Origin of the sequence: Micromonospora sp. WMMC241 (assembly GCF_027460165.1) — a bacterium.
GTDB classification, from domain to species: domain Bacteria; phylum Actinomycetota; class Actinomycetes; order Mycobacteriales; family Micromonosporaceae; genus Micromonospora; species Micromonospora humi.
Window position 1 is genome coordinate 851,868 of the sequence record NZ_JAPZBF010000001.1, and the last position, 16,874, is coordinate 868,741.

Below are 16,874 nucleotides of genomic sequence, written 5' to 3' on the forward strand. Positions count from 1 at the left end.
CCCGTTTTGCGCCTCGCCGTGCCGGTGCGCTACGGTTAACGAGCCGACGCGGGGTGGAGCAGCTCGGTAGCTCGCTGGGCTCATAACCCAGAGGTCGCAGGTTCAAATCCTGTCCCCGCTACTCGTGACGAAGGGCCCCGGAGTTCACTCCGGGGCCCTTCACCGTTCCGCAGGGGCGGTCGCACGGGATCGGGGACCCGGCTGATCTCCCCGATTCGGATGCGATAAGCTGTACATACCGACGCGGGGTGGAGCAGCTCGGTAGCTCGCTGGGCTCATAACCCAGAGGTCGCAGGTTCAAATCCTGTCCCCGCTACTCGTGACGAAGGGCCCCGGAGTTCGCTCCGGGGCCCTTCGCCCTATCCGGATCCTTCCCTCGCGTCCGACGTGCCCCGGTTGCGCGCCTCGGCGAGGATGGGGGACATGGCTGGATTGAACAGATGGTGGGGCCGCCTGGGCGCGGTCATCGGTACGGTCGTGCTCTCGGTCTTCGTGCCGGTCGCGGCCTGGGCGTCGACCGGCACCGGCGAGATCGTCGTCGAGGCCGCGCGCCGGCGCTCCCGGGGTGGCTTCGGCGTCCTGGGCCTGCTCTGCTGCCTGGTGGTGGTCGGCGGGATCGTGCTGCTCGTGCTGATGCTGATGCGGAACCGGCGCAAGGGTCCGCCGCGCTGACGGGCGTCGCGGGTGTTGTGCGGGGGCCCCTCCTCTGCCGAATGCGTCAAGAAGGGGCCCCGCCCTACCCGCCGGCGAGGGCGGCGTTCGCCCGGGCCATGAACCGCGAGGTCGCGGTGCGGGCGCCGGCCCGCTTGCCACGGATGCTCTCGGCCGCGTCGATCAGCAGGCTCCGCACCGCGGCGTGCCCCTTCGGCGGCGGCGCGGGGGCCGGGCCGGCCAACTGGTCCAGCTCCCCGCCCAGGGCCGCCACCCGCTTCTCGGCCCGGTCGGTAACGCCGTCGACGACGTACGTGCGGACCTGCGTGCTGGGGCTCAGCCCGCGTTCCACGCCGAGGATCCGGCCGGCCGCCACGTTGGTGGTCAGGAAGTTGAGCACGTCCACCACCACGCCGGGATGGCGGGTGCCGCGGAAGCCGGCCCAGTACATCGACGCCCGCGGCCACTGGGCGGCCGGCGTGCCGGGGAAGGCGACGACGCCCAGGTTGTCCTCGGTGAGGCGTTGCAGCTCCGGGAACTGGTGCGACCAGGCGAAGGACGCCGCGGTGTGGCCGGTGACCACGAGCTGGCGGGCCAGCTCGCCGGTGTCCGCCTGCTCCACCAGGGCGGCGCTCGGGGTGGCCCGGTCGAAGCGGGCGACCTCCCAGAACTCGAACCAGGCGAGCAGTTCGGCCGAGCTGAAGCCGAGCTGCCGCCCCTGGTACAGCTCGCTGCCCTGGCCACGCAGCCAGAGCCAGAGCGCCCGGTAGTCGCCGGAGGGGTCCATGGTGCCGGCCACCCGGTTGCCGGAGGCCCGGGTGACGCGGGCGGCCCAGCGGGCGTACTCCTTCCAGGACATGCCGGTGCGCGGCTCGGGCTGGTCCAGCCGGCGCAGCAGGTCCCGGTTGAAGACCAGCGCCGCGTTGGTCTGCGCGGCGGGCACCGCCACGGTCCGCTCCTCCACCCGGCCGTAGCGGGCCAACTGCTCCGGCAGGCCGCGCAGCTCCAGCCGGTCGTCGGCGGCGTAGCGGGTGAGGTCGAGCAGGATGTCGCGGCGGTCGTACTCGGTGAGCAGGGTGTCGTCGATCTGGAAGAGGTCGGGCACGTTGCCGCTGGCGGCCTGGGTGGCGAGGCGGTCGTAGTAGCCGGCCAGCCCCTGCCAGGTGATCCGGAAGCTGACCCGGGGGTTCTGCTGGGTGTAGAGACGCAGCGCCTGTTCGGTCACCTGGGCGCGGCGGTTGCCGCCCCACCAGAACACCGACAGCTCGATCGGCCCGTCGTCGGCCGCGGCCTCGTCCTCCGCCGGGCTGCAACCGGCCAGCCCGCCGCTCAGCCCACCGGCGAGCAGCGGCAGGCCGGTGAGCGCGCCGAGGAACCGTCGCCGGTCGAGGCCGGGACGGGGGACGGGCCGCTGAGCGCGCACGGTTCTCTCCGATGATGGGCTGGACGAATCATTCCACCGGCCCCGAACGGGGGTGTCAACGCCGGGTGGGACGGCCGGCGGGCGCGCCGGACGGCGCACGCCGGTCATGGTGTACTTACCGCCGTGGAACTTCTGCACTCGGGCAAGGTCCGGGACGTCTACGCCGACGGCGCGGACCTGATCCTGGTCGCCTCCGACCGCGTCTCCATCTACGACGTGGTGCTGCCGACCCCGATCCCGGACAAGGGCCGTCTGCTCACCGCGCTCTCGCTGTGGTGGTTCGAGCAGCTGTCGGACCTGGTGCCGAACCACGTCGTGTCCGCCACCGACGTGCCGGCGGAGTTCGCCGGGCGGGCGGTCCGGTGCCGGCGGCTGGAGATGGTGCCGGTCGAATGCGTGGCCCGGGGCTACCTGACCGGCGGTGGTCTCGCCGAGTACGAGCGCACCGGCTCGGTGTCCGGCGTGCCGCTGCCCCGGGGCCTGGTGGAGGCGTCGATCCTGCCCGAGCCGATCTTCACCCCGTCGACCAAGGCGCCGAAGGGCGAGCACGACGAGCCGATCACCTACGACCAGGTGGTCGACAAGGTCGGGCCGGAGACCGCGGAGCGGCTGCGGGAGATCACTCTCGACGTCTACCGGCGGGGCGCGGAGATCGCCGCGGATCGGGGCATCCTGATCGCCGACACCAAGCTGGAGTTGGGCTGGGCGCCGGACGGCACGCTGGTCCTCGCCGACGAGTTGCTCACCTCGGACTCGTCCCGGTTCTGGCCGGCCGAGTCCTACCAGCCCGGTCGGGCCCAGTTCTCCTTCGACAAGCAGTACGTGCGGGACTGGGCCGTCGAGAGCGGCTGGGACAAGCTCCCGCCGGCGCCGGAGGTGCCGGCCGACGTGGTCGAGGCGACCCGCGCGCGGTACGTCGAGGCGTACGAGAAGCTCACCGGCAACCGCTGGGACTGACCGCGATACCGCCGTCCGGCCGTACCACCGCTCCGGCGGCGCCCTCGGCTTCGCCCCGGCCGCCTGGCGGGCCTTCGTCGCGCCGATCAAGGTCGTCTAGTCTCGTCCGCATGGCGACGAGGCTCGTGCAGATCAACATGAAGGCCCGGGACGATGCCGCGCTCGGCGGCTTCTGGGCGAAGGTGCTCGGCTGGGGTGTCTCCAGCGAGGGGCCGGGCGTGACCAACCTCGAACCCGAGGACATCGTCTACCCCGACCCGGTCGCGGTCTGCATCGACCTCGTCGTCTCCGCCGAACCCAAGGTGGGCAAGAACCGGGTGCACGTCGACCTGGCCACCACGTCGGCGGCCCATCAGGCGGAGCTGGTCGCACGGCTGACGGAGCTGGGCGCGACGCCCGTCGACATCGGCCAGGGTGACGTCCCGTTCACGGTGCTGGCCGACCCGGAGGGCAACGAGTTCTGCGTGCTGGAGCCGCGCCCGATCTACCGGGACACCGGGCCGATCGCCGCAGTGGTGGTCGACTGCGTGGACCCGCGCGAGATGGCCCGGTTCTGGGGCGAGGCGACGGACTGGACCGTGCACGAGGTGACCGACCAGCACGCCTCGCTGCGTTCCGCCCAGGGTGTCGGCCCCTACCTGGAGTTCGTCCGCAACCCCGACCCGAAGACCGGCTGGAACCGGGTGCACCTCGACGTCCGCCCCTACCCGGGTGACGACATGGCGGCCGAGGTGGCCCGCCTGGAGACGCTCGGCGCCACCCGCATCGACCTGTCCGGAGCCCACATCCACTGGACGGTCATGGCCGACCCCGAGGGCAACGAGTTCTGCGTCCTCACCCCAGCCTGACCCACCCCGGGGGTGGGAGGGTGGGAGGGGTCAGTCTTCCCAGTTCAGGGTGCGTTGGACGGCCTTGTGCCACTGGTGCAGCTCGTGCTCGCGGTGGGTCGGGTCCATGGTGGGCTCCCACTGGGCGTCGGAGCGCCACTTGTCCCGCAACGTCGCCAGGTCGGGCCAGAAGCCGACGGCCAGGCCCGCCGCGTACGCGGCGCCGAGGCAGGTGGTCTCCGTGATCCGCGAGCGCACCACCGGCACGTCGAGCACGTCGGCGAGGAACTGCATCAGCAGCGCGTTGCCGGTCATCCCGCCGTCCACCCGCAGCCGGCGCAACGCGACGTCGGAGTCGGCGTTCATCGCGTCGACCACCTCGCGGGTCTGGAACGCGGACGCCTCCAGCACCGCCCGGGCCAGGTGCCCCTTGGTGATGTAGCCGGTCAGGCCGGCGATCACGCCGCGGGCGTCGCTGCGCCAGTGCGGCGCGAACAGGCCGGAGAAGGCCGGCACCACGTAGCAGCCGCCGTTGTCGTCGACGGTGCGGGCCAACTCCTCGACCTGACCGGCGGTGGAGATCAGGCCGAGGTTGTCGCGCAGCCACTGCACCAGCGAGCCGGTGACCGCGATCGCGCCCTCCAGCGCGTACGTGGCCGGCTGCCCCTCGATCCGGTAGGCCACGGTGGTGAGCAGGCCGTGTCGCGACGGCACCGGGCTCGCGCCGGTGTTGAGCAGCAGGAAGCTGCCGGTGCCGTAGGTGCACTTGGCCTCGCCGGGCTGGAAGCAGGTCTGCCCGAACAGCGCGGCCTGCTGGTCGCCGAGCGCGCTGGCCACCGGCACCCCGGCGAGGACGCCCTCGGCGGTGCCGTAGACCTCGGCCGAGCAGCGGATCTCGGGCAGCATCGCGGCCGGGATCCGCAGTGCGTCGAGCAGCTCCGGCGCCCAGTCGAGGGTCTCCAGGTCCATCAGCAGGGTGCGGCTGGCGTTCGTCACGTCCGTGACGTGCCGCCCGGTCAGCTTCCAGATGATCCAGCTGTCCATGGTGCCGAACAGCACCTCGCCCCGCTCGGCCCGCTCACGCAGCCCGTCGACGTGGTCGAGCAGCCAGCGCAGCTTCGGCCCGGCGAAATAGGTGGCCAGGGTCAGCCCGGTGCGGGCCCGCAGCCGGTCGGAGTCGTACGCCTCGGCCAGCTCGCGCAGCTGCGGGCCGGTGCGGGTGTCCTGCCAGACGATCGCGTTGGCCACCGGCCGGCCGGTGGCCCGGTCCCAGACCACTGTGGTCTCGCGCTGGTTGGTGATGCCCACCGCGGCCAGTTGCTCGGGGCCGATGTCGGCGCTCGCCAACGCCTCCCGCACCACGTGCTCCACGTTGGTCCAGATCTCCTCGGCGTCGTGCTCGACCCACCCGGGTCGCGGGAAGATCTGCCGGTGTTCGCGTTGGGCCACCGCGACGATCTCACCGGCGGAGTCGAAGACGAGGCACCGTGAGGAGGTGGTGCCCTGGTCGATGGCGGCGACGAACTCTCCGGTCACGCAGGCACCGTACCCGCCGGGCGCGTCCCGCGCCTCCGCCGGCCGGCCGTACGATCATCAGACGTGCGTGACATTGCCGTGTTCAGCGGGACCGCCCACCCGGACCTCGCCGCCGAGATCTGCGCCCACCTCGCCGTTCCGCTGCACCCGGTGCGGGTGTCCCGGTTCGCCAACGACTGCCTTGAGGTGCAGTTGCAGGCGAACTGCCGGGAGCGGGACGTCTTCCTCATCCAGCCGCTGGTGCCGCCGGTGCAGGAGCACCTGGTCGAGCTGCTGCTGATGATCGACGCCGCCCGGGGCGCGTCGGCCGCCCGGATCACCGTGGTGCTGCCGCACTACGCGTACGCGCGGTCGGACAAGAAGGACGCGCCGCGGATCTCCATCGGTGGCCGGCTCGTCGCCGACCTGCTCACCTCGGCCGGCGCGCACCGCGTGCTGGCCATGACGCTGCACTCGCCGCAGGTGCACGGCTTCTTCAGCGTCCCGGTCGACCACCTGCACGCGCTGCGCGAGCTGGCCGCCCACTTCAAGGGGCACGACCTGAGCAACGCGGTGGTGGTCTCGCCGGACCTGGGCAACGCCAAGGAGGCGGCGGCGTTCGCCCGGATGCTCGGCACCCCGGTGGCGGCCGGCGCGAAACAGCGGTTCAGCGACGACCGGGTGCAGATCAGCACGATCATCGGGGACGTGGCCGACCGGGACGTCATCGTGCTGGACGACGAGATCGCCAAGGGCAGCACGGTGGTCGAGCTGATCTCGCACCTGCGGGAACGGCAGGTGCGTTCGATCCGGCTGGCGTGCACGCACGGGCTCTTCTCCAGCGGTGCGCTGGAACGGCTGAGCGCGCAGGACGGCGTGCTGGAGATCGTCTGCACCAACACGGTGCCGATCCCGGCCGAGAAGCGGGTGCCGAAGCTGGAGGTGCTCTCGGTGGCACCGGCGCTGGCCGAGGCGATGCGCCGGATCCACAACGGCGAGTCGGTGAGCGCGCTCTTCGGCTGAGGGCGAGGCGGCCCGGCGGCCGGTCAGCCGTCCGGCGGGCGGGTGACGCTCTGCCGGGCGGTCAACGCCGTGGTGATCCGGACGACCGTGCCGGCGTCGCCGGTCTCGACCTCCATCGTGTCGCTCAGCTCCCGGGCCAGCCAGAGGCCCCATCCGCCGGCGGTCTCCGGAGCCGGGCGGTCACGGTCGCGCAGTCGCCGTTCGCTGATCCCGTGCCCGTGGTCGGCGACCTCGCAGACCAGGTCGTCGCCGCGTCGCCAGAGCAGCAACCGGCCCTGCCCGCCCCCGTGGCGCACCGCGTTGGTGATCAGCTCGTTGACCGCCAGCACGAAGTCGTCCAGCCGCTGCCCGGTGAGCCCCACGGCGTGCGCGCAGGAGGTGACCGTGTGCCGCAGCTCGGTCACGTGGGCCTGGTCGAAGGCCTCGGCGATCAGTCGGGAAGGTTCGATGGGCACAACCGTACGCGGTGCGGGGAGTTCTGCGTTTGTCATGACCCCGTCCCGGCGATGGCTCTCGACGACTTTCGCGGCTTTTCCACCGTACGTCAGGGTTTCTCGACCCGCACCCCGCGGCCCCGCGTGACCGACTGTGGCAGGGTGACGCCCATGCCGTCGTCCTCCGGCCTGGAAGGCCCGTTCTGGCGGTCCATCGCGGTGTTCCGGTTCGCCTCGCTGGCGTACGTCGGTGTGCTCGTGCTGCGCGACGGCGGCGAGTACGCGCACCCGGTGGCCGCCGGCGCCGTACTGCTGGGCATGCTGGCCTGGAGCGGCGTGACGGCGGTCGGCTACCGGCGTCCGGCCGGGCGGCGCTGGCCGTTGCTCCTGGCCGACCTCGCCGTGGTACTGGCGATCATCCTGGCCACGCCGTGGGTGGTCGGCCGCCCGGCGCTCGCCGCCGGTGTGCCGGTGCTGACCTCGGCCTGGCTGGCCGGGCCGGTGCTGGCCTGGGCGGTCTCCGGCGGCCGACGGCGGGGCACGGTGGCCGCGCTGGTGCTGGGCGGCGCCGACCTCGCCACCCGCGACCCGATCAACCCGTCGGCGTTCACCGGGGCCATCCTGCTGCTGCTCGCCGGCCTGGTGGTCGGGCACGTGGGCCGGCTGGTCGTCGAGGCGGAGGCCCGGTTGCAGCGGGCGGTGGAGCTGGAGGCCGCCACCCGGGAACGGGAGCGGCTGGCCCGCGACATCCACGACTCGGTGCTCCAGGTGCTGGCGCTGGTCCGGCGGCGGGGCGCCGACCTGGACGGCGAGGCGGCCGAGCTGGCGCGGCTGGCCGGGGAGCAGGAGGCCGCCCTGCGGTCGCTGATCGGCCGGGTGGACGCCGAGCCGGAGCGGGCCGGAGCCGACCGGGACCTGCGCGACCTGCTGGACCGCTACGCCTCGGCGGCGGTGCAGGTCGCCGCGCCGGCGACCCCGGTGCCGCTGCCCGCGCGGGCGGCCGGTGAGCTGGCCGCGGCGGTCGGTGCGGCGCTTGACAACGTGACCCGGCACGCCGGCGGGCGGGCCTGGGTGCTGATCGAGGACGAGGAGGCGACGGTGACCGTGTCGGTACGCGACGAGGGGCCGGGGATCCCGGACGGGCGACTGGCGGAGGCCGCGGCACAGGGCCGGCTCGGGGTGGCCCAGTCCATCCGGGGCCGGGTGGCGGACCTGGGCGGCGAGGTACGGATCGTCTCCGCCCCGGGTGCCGGGACCGAGATCGAGCTGACCGTGCCGAGGAGCAGGCGGCGGTGAGCATCCGGGTGATGGTGGTCGACGACCACCCGATGTGGCGGGAGGGGGTGGCCCGCGACCTCACCGAGGCCGGCCTCGACGTGGTCGCGACCAGCGGCGAGGGGCGGCAGGCGGTCCGGGTCGCCGCGGCGGTCCGGCCGGACCTGGTCGTGCTCGACCTGCAGCTGCCGGACGTCTCCGGCGTCGAGGTGGTCCGGGGGTTGCGCGCCGCGCTGCCCGAGGTGCGGGTGCTCATGCTCTCGGCCAGCGGCGAACCGCAGAGCGTGCTGGACGCGGTGAAGGCCGGCGCCACCGGCTATCTGGTCAAGTCGGCCGCCCCGGCCGAGTTCCTGGACGCGGTGCGGCGCACCGCGGCGGGTGAGCCGGTCTTCACGCCGGGGCTGGCCGGGCTGGTGCTGGGCGAGTATCGCCGGCTGGCCGCCGCGCCGCCGGCCCCGCACGACGACGCACCCCGGCTCACCGACCGGGAGACCGAGGTGCTGCGGCTGGTCGCCAAGGGGCTGTCCTACAAGCAGATCGCCGAGCGGCTCCGGCTCTCCCACCGGACCGTGCAGAACCACGTGCAGAACACCCTCGGCAAGCTCCAGTTGCACAACCGGGTCGAGCTGACCCGGTACGCCATCGAGCGGGGCCTGGACGGGTGACTCAGTGGGCCGGCGGCGGCTGGGTCTCGTGCACCGCCAGCTCCTCCGCGGTGGCCCCGCCGCCGGCGGCGCCCGCGTCGTAGGCGACGTTGTCGGTCTCCTGGTCGGTGTGCGCGCCCTCGTCGGGTTCGACCAGCCGGCCCACCTCGTGGTCGGCGACGGTGCCGAGCTGGCCGTGGTCGTAGACGGAGACCGGGGAGTGCGGGTCGGAGACCGGTCCCGGGTCGATCACGTCCGCGTCCAGCTGCGCCTGCGCGGCGGCCTCCTCGCTGTCGGCCTCGGCCGCGATCGCCGGGTCGACGGTGCCGGCGAGCGGGTCGTCGGCCGGACGTTCGTACTGCTCGCGGTCGAGCTTGTAGTCCAGCGACTCGCCGTCGAGCTGCTCCTCGGCCGTGGTGCCGAACCGGTCGACGGCGACCGGGGTGCGGTCGCCGGGGATCTGGGCCGGCTCCGGGCCGTCCGCCTCGCGCCCGGTCAGCACGTCGTCGTTGGCGGTCGAGTCGTCGTCGGCGGTGTCGGGCAGGCCCTCCGCCTCGGGGTCGGACACGGGGGTGGGGTACTCGTCGTCGCGCATGCGGGTGAATTACCCACTGCGTTGACCGCACTAACCGCAACCGGCCGGGTGGATCGGGAGCAACGGTGCGAAACGGCACCTCAGTTGCGGAACGCCGCCTCGTCCTCGGCGTACAGCACGCACCAGACCACCTTGCCGTCGGGCAGCGGCGTGCTGCCCCAGCGCCGGGCGACCGTGTCGATGAGCAGCAGCCCGCGACCGCCGACCGAGTCGACAGGCGCCGGCCCGGCGTACGCGGGACGCCCGGCGGCGTGGTCCCGGACCGCCACGTGCAGGGCGTCGCCGCACGGGGCGAGCCGGAGCGTCATCGGGGTCACCGCGTGCGCGACCACGTTGTTGACCATCTCGGTGACCGCGATGCAGGCGGGCTCGGCAAGCTCCGGCAGGCCCCATCGGGCGCACCCGTCGGCGATCAGCGACCGGGCCTCGCGGGCGGCCTCCGCCACCGGGGGCAGCTCGGCCTCGATCAGCTCCGGCGCCGCCGCCGGTCGGGGCGCCGGCGGGCCGGCCGGGGCGAGCAGCAGGTCGGTGGCCGGCCAGTCGGCGACCTCCCGGCGAACCTCGTCGAGCACGTCGCGGACGCCCGGTTCGTCGATCCGCAACCCGGACAGGTCGACCACGACCGGGCCCGGCCGCTCCCAGATCCTGGCCAGCAGCGCCCCGCGTACGGTCTCGGCCCCGGCCCGGTCGAGCACACCCGTCAACCTGACCGTCGACGATTCGTCGGTCTCGACCAGGCAACGCGCGTCCGTCGGCATGATCGTCCCATTGTGCACGTCGGTCCCGACGCGCGCATCAGTCCGGTCGACGGGACTCACGATCGCCCCGAACGGGAGCGCCTGTTGATCGCCGCGACGGTGCCGACCGCCGTGCCGGCGGCCGCCAGACCGAACGCCGCCGTCATCCGCAGCAACTGGCCGCGCCGGCCGGACCAGCCGTCGGTCCGCTCGGCCGCCGAGCCGGGCGTGAAGACGTTGCCGGTGGCGTCCAGGCGGACGCCGGGGCCGAACTGGGTGCGCGCGGTGTACCAGCCGAGCGCCCGCTCGGCCAGCGCCGGGGCGAGCCGCCACTGGAGCCCCATCAACCGGGCCGCGCCGCCCGCGTACGCCTCGCGCCGCGGCCGGCGTAGCAGCCGGACCATCGTCTCGGCCACCATCTCCGGCGGGTAGACCGGCGGCGGCGGGGTCAGCTCGCGCCCGGTGTGGTTGGCCGCGTGCCGGAAGAACGGGGTGTCGATGCTGGCCGGCAGCACGGTGCAGAGCGAGATGGTGGTGCGACCGGTGACCCGGAGCTCCTGCCGCACCGTGTCGGTCAGCCCGCGGATGGCGTGCTTGGTCGCGTTGTACGCCGACTGGTACGGCATGGCCACCTCGGCCAGCACCGACGCGTTGTTGATCAGCACGCCGCCGCCGGCCGCGGTGAGCCACGGCAGCGCGGCCCGGGTCCCGTGCACGGTGCCGAGCAGGTTCACCTCGACCACCCGGCGGAACTCGGCGACCGGAATCTCGTCGAACAGCCCCACCGTGCCCACGGCCGCGTTGTTGATCCAGGCGTCGATCCGGCCGAACTCGTCCGCCGCCCGGGCCGCCAGCAGCTCCACCGCGTCCGGATCGGTCACGTCGGTGGGCACCACGAGGGCCTGCCCGCCCAGGTCCCGACAGTGCTCGGCGACGCGCCGCAACGCCGCCTCGCTCCGGGCGGCCAGCACCACGGCGACGCCCCGACCGGCCAGCGCGTAGGCGGTGGCCGCACCGATGCCGCTGGAGGCGCCGGTGATGACGACGGTGGCGTCGGCGAGACTGCGGGTGAGTGGCATTCCCCGGCGGTACCCCGGGGCCGGCCGGTCATGCCGGCGGAGTGACGCTGATCGGGTTCGGTCGGACGTGCTGTCCCGTGGACGGGACGCCGGACACAGTGGCGATCTGCCAGGTTTGGGGCCACCGACCCCGGGTTAATGGGACGCTCTACCGGGAGACCCCGCTACCGAAGCAACGCATGGAGGTGCACCATGCGCGTCGGCCTTGTTTGCGCGCACGCCGGCTCGTCCACCGACGGTCCCACCGTCGGGACTCAGGAGCATATTGCGCGTGTGGCGGCTGAACTCGCCGCCCGGGGCCACGAGGTCCGCGTGTACGAGCGCCGCGACGCGGCCACCCAACCGGCCCTGGCCGAGCTGGACGGCTACCGCCTGGAGCGGGTGCCGGTCGGCCCGCCCGATCCGCTGCCCACCGTCGAGCTGGTGCCGTACGTGGCCGAGTTCGGCCGCTGGCTCGCCGGCGAGTGGTCCGGCGACTGGACGCCCGAGGTCGTGCACGGGCACTACTGGGTGGGCGGGCTGGCGGCCGCGCACGCGGTCCGCGCCACCGACATCCCGGTGGTGCAGACCTTCCACTCGCTCGGCGTCGAGCAACTGCGTCACCTCGGGCGCGGCTACACCGGGCCCGGCCAGCGGATCCCGCTGGAACGGGCGCTGACCCGGGCCGTGGACGTCGCCGTCGCCCAGTGCAATGACGAGGTCGACGAACTGACCCGGATGGGCCTGCAACGGACCGCCGTGGCGATGGTGCCGACCGGTGTGGACACCGGATACTTCCACCCCGACGGTGAGGCGGCCCCCCGGGACCAGCGCCCGCGGATCCTCTCCGTGGGCGGGCTCGCGCCCGGGCACGGCCAGGACGACCTGATCCGGGCGATGCGCCTGGTCGGCGACGCGGAGCTGGTGATCGCCGGCGGCCCACCGGCCGAACGGCTGGCCGGGCACGCGGAGGCGCGCCGGCTGCGCGAACTGGCCGAGCGGGCCGGGGTGGCGGAGCGGATCCAGCTCGTCGGCGCGGTGCCGCACGACCAGATGGCCACCTGGTACCGCTCCGCGGACGTGGTGGCCTGCACCCCGCACTACTCCTCCGCCGGTCGGGTGTCGCTGGAGGCGATGGCCTGCGGCGTGCCGGTGGTCGGCTACGCCATGGGCGGCATCGCCGACGCGGTCGTCGACGAGGTGACCGGCAAGCTGGTGCCGCCCGGCGACGTGCGCACCCTCGGGGTCACGCTGCGCCGGATGCTCACCGACAACGCCGGCCGGTTCGCGTACGGGCACGCGGCGGTGGACCGGGTGCGGTGCAGCTACACCTGGGAACGCACCGCCGCCGCCCTGGAGCGGCTCTACGAGCGGGTGATCGGCCGCCGCCGCCCGGCCACCATCTCGGTGGAGCCGACGCCCCCGGTCGAGGTGGTCGTCTCCGAACGCGGGCCGGTCGAGGCGGCCTGAACCGGCACCACCCCGGCGCCGATCATCGCCGGTTCCCGGCCCCGGGCGGTCGCGTGGTGGTGCTGCGGCTCGGCGTACCGGGTCAGGCCCACCACGGCCGCCAGGGTGACCAGGAAGCCGAGCCCGGCCAACCACTCCCGCCCCGGCCAGATCTTGTCGTTGAGCAGCAGCAACCCGACGATTGCGGCGGGCACCGCCCCGGCCGCGTCCATCGCGGCCACCGCCGCCGTGGTCGACCCGCGTTGCATGGCCAGGCCGAGCAGCAACTGGCCGACCACCGAGTGGGCGATCAGCAGGTAGAGCAGCGGGTCACGGACGAACGCCTCCGTCGAGTCGGCGGAGGCGAGCGGGCGGGCGGCCACCGCGGCGGCCGAGAACGCCATCCCGGCCAGTGACCCGAGCACCACCGAACCGAGCGCCCCCCGTAACCGGGCCGCGAAGAAACCCGACCCGGCGATCAGGCCGAGCGCCGCCACCAGGCCGACCAGCCCGGCGGTGCCGAGCTGCCGGGACGGTGCCGGCTCGGCCGCCAGCACCAGCGCGGTGATGCCGCCGAACAGCAGCACCAGCAGCACCACCTCGGCGGCCGGCAGGCGCCACTTGAGCACCAGCACGCCCAGCACCGCGGTGACCCCGAGCCCGGCCGCCACCGACGCCTGGACCAGGAACAACGGCAGGTCCCGGCGGGCCAGGAAGGCGAGCACGAAACCGACGACCTGGCAGGCCAGGCCGATCAGGTACGTCCGGTGACCGGCCAGCCGCAGCAGCAGCCCCGGGTCGAAGGTGTGGTGCACGGTGGTCCGCGCCGCGGCCACCGACTGGAGGAGGTTGGCGAAGCCGTACGCGACGATCATCGCCGCGAGGAAGCACCAACCGGAGGAGACCACCTGGCGAGGATAGAGGCTCGGGTCCCCTCAGCGCTCGGCCGGCCGGCCGAGCCGGCCCAGGATGTCCTCGTGCAGCCGGCCGTTGCTGGCCACGGCGCTGATGTCGGCGGCGTCGACGCCGGCCGGCGCGGGTCGCCCGGCCAGGTCGGTGAACCGGCCCCCCGCCTCGGTGACGATCGGCACCAGCGCGGCGACGTCCCACAGCGACAGCTCCGGCTCCACCATCACGTCCAACGCGCCCTCGGCCAGCAGCATGTAGCCGTAGAAGTCGCCGTACGCCCGGCTGCGCCAGGTGTCCCGCATGAGCTGGAGCATCGCGTCCAGCCGGCCGGCCTGTTCCCAACCGGTCAGCGAGGAGTAGCAGACGCTCGCGTCGGCCAGCGCCGAGACACCCGAGACCCGGATCGGCGTGCCGTCCGCCGCGCCGGCGCCGGCGAACGCGCCCGCGCCGAGCGCGCCCCACCAGCGCCGGCCCAGCGCCGGCGCGGAGACCAGCCCGAGCACCGGCCGGTCGTGCTCCAGCAGCGCGATCAGGGTGGCCCAGACCGGTACGCCCCGGACGAAGTTCTTGGTCCCGTCGATCGGGTCGACCACCCAGCGCCGCCCGTTCGGGCCGGCCGCCGGCTGCTCCCCGTACTCCTCGCCGAGCAGGCCGTCGGCGGGACGGTGGGTGGCCAGCAGCGCGCGGATCTCCCGCTCCACGGCGGTGTCCGCGTCGGATACCGGCGTCAGGTCCGGCTTCGACTCCACCCGCAGGTCGAGCGCACGGAACCGGGCCGACGAGACCGCGTCCGCGGCGTCGGCGAGCAGGTGGGCGAGGGCGAGGTCGTCGGCGTACCCGGTCATGGTCGACACGCTAGCGCCGCCGCGGCGGACGGTGCCGGCGGGTGCCGCGCGGTCCGCCGGTCAGGAACCGGCGAGCGGATCGCCGGGGTTGCGCTCCGGCTCGCGCGCGTCGCCCTCGCCGCTCTGCGAGGCCAGCAACCGGCGGTACGAGGCCAGCCGGCGCGGGTCCGCCTTGCCGGCGGCGACCCAGGCGTCCAGCGCGCAGGTCGCCTCGTCGGCGGTGTGCGGGCAGTTGGCCGGGCAGTCGACGGTCGCCTCGACCAGGTCGGGGAAGCCGTGCAGCAGGCTCTCCGCGGAGACGTGCGCCAGCCCGAAGCTGCGCACCCCCGGGGTGTCGACGATCCAGCCCGGGTCGCCGCCGGCCCGCGCGCCCGGCTCCGGCGGCAGGCGCAGCGCCACCGCGCTCGTCGAGGTGTGCCGGCCCCGGCCGATCGCGCTGACCGTGCCGACCGCCCGCTCCGCCTCCGGGACGAGGCGGTTGACGAGCGTCGACTTGCCCACCCCGGAGTGCCCCACCATCACCGAGACCCGCCCGGCGAGCAGCGTGCGCAGATCGGCCAGCTCGGAGCCCGGCCGGACCAGCACGTACGGCAGCTCCAGCTCGGTGTAGTAGCCGAGCACCGCCTCCGGGCCGGCCAGGTCGGCCTTGGTCAGGCAGAGCAGCGGCTCGATGCCGGCGTCGTACGCGGCCACCAGGCAGCGGTCGATGAACCCGGTACGCGGCGGCGGGTCGGCAAGCGCGCTGACGATCACCAACTGGTCGGCGTTCGCCACCACCACCCGCTCCAGCCGCCCCTCGGCGGTGGTGTCGTCGTCGTCGGCGGTGCGCCGCAGCACGGAGGTGCGCTCGGCGATGCGCACGATGCGGGCCAGCGCGCCGGGCGCGCCGGAGACGTCACCGACCAGCCCCACCCGGTCGCCCACCACCACCGACTTGCGGCCCAGCTCGCGGGCGCGCATGGCGGTGACGACCGGATCGTCGAGGCCGGCGTCCGGCCGGACGCAGGTGTAGCGACCCCGGTCGACCGCGATCACGAACCCGTCGACCGCGTCGTCGTGGCGGGGCCGGGTGCGGGTGCGGGGCCGCGACGACCGGCCGGGGCGCACCCGGACGTCGTCCTCGTCGTACTCCCGCCGCCTGGTCGCCAGGACGTCCCCCCGCTGTCAGTTCTTGCCGGTCACCATCCCCGACCATAGTGCCGGGAACTCCGGCATGGTCTTCGAGGTGCACGTCACGTCGTCGACCTCGATGCCGGGGACGGCCAGCCCGGCGACCGCCGCGGCGTGCGCCATCCGGTGGTCGGCGTACGTCCGGAAGGTCCCGCCGCGCAGCGGGCGGGGCCGGATCTCCAGGCCGTCGCGGGTCTCGGTGATGTCGGCGCCCAGCGCCGTGAACTCCTTGGCCAGCGCGGTGACCCGGTCGGTCTCGTGGCCCCGGATGTGGCCGATGCCGGTCAGCCGGGACGGCGTGTCGGCCAGCAGGGTGAGCGCGGTCAGCACCGGGGTCAGCTCACCGACGTCGGAGAGGTCGGCGTCGAGGCCGCGCACCGTGCCGGTGCCCCGCACCCGCAGCCCGTCGGTGCCGAGGGTCACTTCGCCGCCCATCCGGTGCAGCAGCTCGCGCAGCCGTTCGACCGGCTGGAGGCTGCTGCGCGGCCAGCCCTGGAGGGTGACCTCACCGCCGGTGACCAGGGCGGCGGCGAAGAACGGCGCGGCGCCGGAGAGGTCGGGTTCGATCTCCCAGCCGCGCCCGGTGAGCGGGCCGGGCTCGACCACCCAGACGTCGGGGGTGGTGTCGTCCACCGCCGCCCCGGCGGCGCGCAGCATCTGCACGGTCATCCGCACGTGCGGCGCGGAGGGCACCGGTGGGCCCTGGTGCCGGACTACCACGCCCCGGTCGAAGCGGGGCCCGGCGAGCAGCAGCCCGGAGACCAGCTGACTGGACGCGGAGGCGTCGATGACCACCTCGCCGCCGGCCACCCGGCCGGCGCCCAGGACGACCAGCGGCAGGCTGCCGACCGGCGGGGCGTCGATGCGGACGCCGAGCGCGCGCAGCGCGTCGATCAGCGGGCCGAGCGGGCGGGTGCGGGCGTGCGGGTCGCCGTCGAACGTGACCCGGCCGGCGGCCAGCCCGGCCACCGGGGGCAGGAAACGCATCACGGTGCCGGCCATGCCGACGTCGACGTGCGCCGGGCCGACCGGCGGGTGCGGCCGGACCAGCCAGCGTTCGTCGTCGGAGATCGACACGTGCGACCCCAGCGCGCGCAGGCCACCGGCCATCAGCTCGGTGTCCCGGGCGCGCAGCGGCCGGTCGAGCGTCGACGGCCCGCTGGCCAGCGCGGCGAGCACCAGGGCCCGGGCGGTCATCGACTTGGAGCCGGGCAGGCGCAGCGTCGCGGCGACCGGGTCGCTCGCGGTCGGCGCGGTCCACGGCTGCGGCGGACGCGTAGCGGTCAGATTCCCCACGCCCCCATTCTGCCAACCCGGCACCGCCGGTGGGACCGGTCGTCGGGCCTGCTCCCGGTGGGCGGG

Annotated in this window: 17 protein-coding genes and 2 tRNA genes; 9 read left to right on the forward strand and 10 right to left on the reverse strand. The window is 74.3% G+C overall.

The annotated features are described in order from the left end of the window. Positions 1–47 precede the first annotated feature (47 nt). The 3 genes from O7598_RS04140 to O7598_RS04150 all read left to right on the forward strand — a co-directional run bounded on the left by O7598_RS04140 (position 48) and on the right by O7598_RS04150 (position 672). A tRNA-Met gene (locus O7598_RS04140) sits at positions 48–121 on the forward strand. Between the two features lie 121 nt (positions 122–242). Further along, positions 243–316 (forward strand) — tRNA-Met (locus O7598_RS04145). A 107-nt stretch (positions 317–423) separates the two neighbouring features. Then, positions 424–672 carry a hypothetical protein gene (locus O7598_RS04150; RefSeq protein WP_269690088.1) on the forward strand — a complete coding sequence of 83 codons (249 nt, stop codon included), beginning with the start codon at positions 424–426 and terminating at the stop codon, positions 670–672. 64 nt (positions 673–736) lie between these two features. Here the strand turns inward: O7598_RS04150 and O7598_RS04155 are convergent, their stop codons facing one another. Then, positions 737–2,074: an ABC transporter substrate-binding protein gene (locus O7598_RS04155; protein WP_269690089.1), complete on the reverse strand. Its 1,338-nt coding sequence runs from the start codon at positions 2,072–2,074 to the stop codon at positions 737–739. Between the two features lie 123 nt (positions 2,075–2,197). Here O7598_RS04155 and O7598_RS04160 point away from each other — a divergent pair, with 123 nt between their 5' ends. Both O7598_RS04160 and O7598_RS04165 read left to right on the forward strand, forming a co-directional pair. Next, positions 2,198–3,031 (forward strand): phosphoribosylaminoimidazolesuccinocarboxamide synthase, encoded by an 834-nt coding sequence (locus O7598_RS04160; protein WP_269690090.1) that lies wholly within the window; start codon positions 2,198–2,200, stop codon positions 3,029–3,031. Between the two features lie 110 nt (positions 3,032–3,141). Beyond that, positions 3,142–3,879, forward strand: a complete 738-nt coding sequence (locus tag O7598_RS04165; protein ID WP_269690091.1) for a VOC family protein — start codon at positions 3,142–3,144, stop codon at positions 3,877–3,879. A gap of 30 nt (positions 3,880–3,909) precedes the next feature. Here the strand turns inward: O7598_RS04165 and glpK are convergent, their stop codons facing one another. Continuing rightward, the gene (gene glpK, locus O7598_RS04170; RefSeq protein ID WP_269690092.1) at positions 3,910–5,394 is read right to left on the reverse strand and encodes a glycerol kinase GlpK; all 1,485 of its coding nucleotides are present in this window, start codon (positions 5,392–5,394) and stop codon (positions 3,910–3,912) included. A gap of 63 nt (positions 5,395–5,457) precedes the next feature. On the opposite strand from glpK, the gene O7598_RS04175 reads away from it, so the two are divergent. Continuing rightward, on the forward strand, positions 5,458–6,396 hold the full coding sequence (locus tag O7598_RS04175) for a ribose-phosphate diphosphokinase (RefSeq protein ID WP_269690093.1): 939 nt from the start codon (positions 5,458–5,460) through the stop codon (positions 6,394–6,396). A 23-nt stretch (positions 6,397–6,419) separates the two neighbouring features. Here O7598_RS04175 and O7598_RS04180 read toward each other — a convergent pair whose 3' ends face one another. Beyond that, entirely contained in the window at positions 6,420–6,887 is a 468-nt protein-coding gene (locus tag O7598_RS04180; protein ID WP_269690094.1) for an ATP-binding protein, read from the reverse strand. A gap of 114 nt (positions 6,888–7,001) precedes the next feature. Between O7598_RS04180 and macS the strand changes: the two genes are divergently transcribed. Further along, entirely contained in the window at positions 7,002–8,126 is a 1,125-nt protein-coding gene (gene macS, locus O7598_RS04185; RefSeq protein ID WP_091068662.1) for a MacS family sensor histidine kinase, read from the forward strand. 11 nt (positions 8,127–8,137) lie between these two features. After that, positions 8,138–8,770, forward strand: coding sequence for a response regulator (locus O7598_RS04190; protein ID WP_175441460.1), 633 nt, complete (start codon positions 8,138–8,140; stop codon positions 8,768–8,770). Between the two features lies 1 nt (position 8,771). On the opposite strand, the gene O7598_RS04195 is transcribed toward O7598_RS04190, so the two are convergent. From O7598_RS04195 to O7598_RS04205, 3 genes are all read right to left on the reverse strand, one after another. Continuing rightward, positions 8,772–9,344, reverse strand: a complete 573-nt coding sequence (locus O7598_RS04195; RefSeq protein WP_269690095.1) for a DUF5709 domain-containing protein — start codon at positions 9,342–9,344, stop codon at positions 8,772–8,774. Between the two features lie 80 nt (positions 9,345–9,424). Further along, complete coding sequence (locus tag O7598_RS04200; protein WP_269690096.1) at positions 9,425–10,102, reverse strand: ATP-binding protein; 678 nt, start codon at positions 10,100–10,102, stop codon at positions 9,425–9,427. Between the two features lie 56 nt (positions 10,103–10,158). Continuing rightward, a complete protein-coding gene (locus O7598_RS04205; protein ID WP_269690097.1) occupies positions 10,159–11,160 on the reverse strand; it encodes an SDR family oxidoreductase in 1,002 nt (333 codons plus the stop codon). A 192-nt stretch (positions 11,161–11,352) separates the two neighbouring features. Between O7598_RS04205 and O7598_RS04210 the strand changes: the two genes are divergently transcribed. Beyond that, positions 11,353–12,609, forward strand: coding sequence for a glycosyltransferase (locus O7598_RS04210; protein ID WP_269690098.1), 1,257 nt, complete (start codon positions 11,353–11,355; stop codon positions 12,607–12,609). Here the strand turns inward: O7598_RS04210 and O7598_RS04215 are convergent. The 4 genes from O7598_RS04215 to aroA form a co-directional block, all read right to left on the reverse strand. Next, the gene (locus O7598_RS04215) at positions 12,504–13,463 is read right to left on the reverse strand and encodes a hypothetical protein (protein WP_269694731.1); all 960 of its coding nucleotides are present in this window, start codon (positions 13,461–13,463) and stop codon (positions 12,504–12,506) included. The genes O7598_RS04210 and O7598_RS04215 overlap by 106 nt on opposite strands. A 60-nt stretch (positions 13,464–13,523) precedes the next feature. Next, positions 13,524–14,342: a histidinol-phosphatase gene (gene hisN, locus O7598_RS04220; protein ID WP_269690099.1), complete on the reverse strand. Its 819-nt coding sequence runs from the start codon at positions 14,340–14,342 to the stop codon at positions 13,524–13,526. A gap of 60 nt (positions 14,343–14,402) precedes the next feature. Then, positions 14,403–15,302 carry a ribosome small subunit-dependent GTPase A gene (gene rsgA, locus O7598_RS04225; protein WP_269694732.1) on the reverse strand — a complete coding sequence of 300 codons (900 nt, stop codon included), beginning with the start codon at positions 15,300–15,302 and terminating at the stop codon, positions 14,403–14,405. A 204-nt stretch (positions 15,303–15,506) separates the two neighbouring features. Continuing rightward, positions 15,507–16,808, reverse strand: coding sequence for a 3-phosphoshikimate 1-carboxyvinyltransferase (gene aroA, locus O7598_RS04230; protein WP_269690100.1), 1,302 nt, complete (start codon positions 16,806–16,808; stop codon positions 15,507–15,509). Positions 16,809–16,874: the final 66 nt, after the last annotated feature.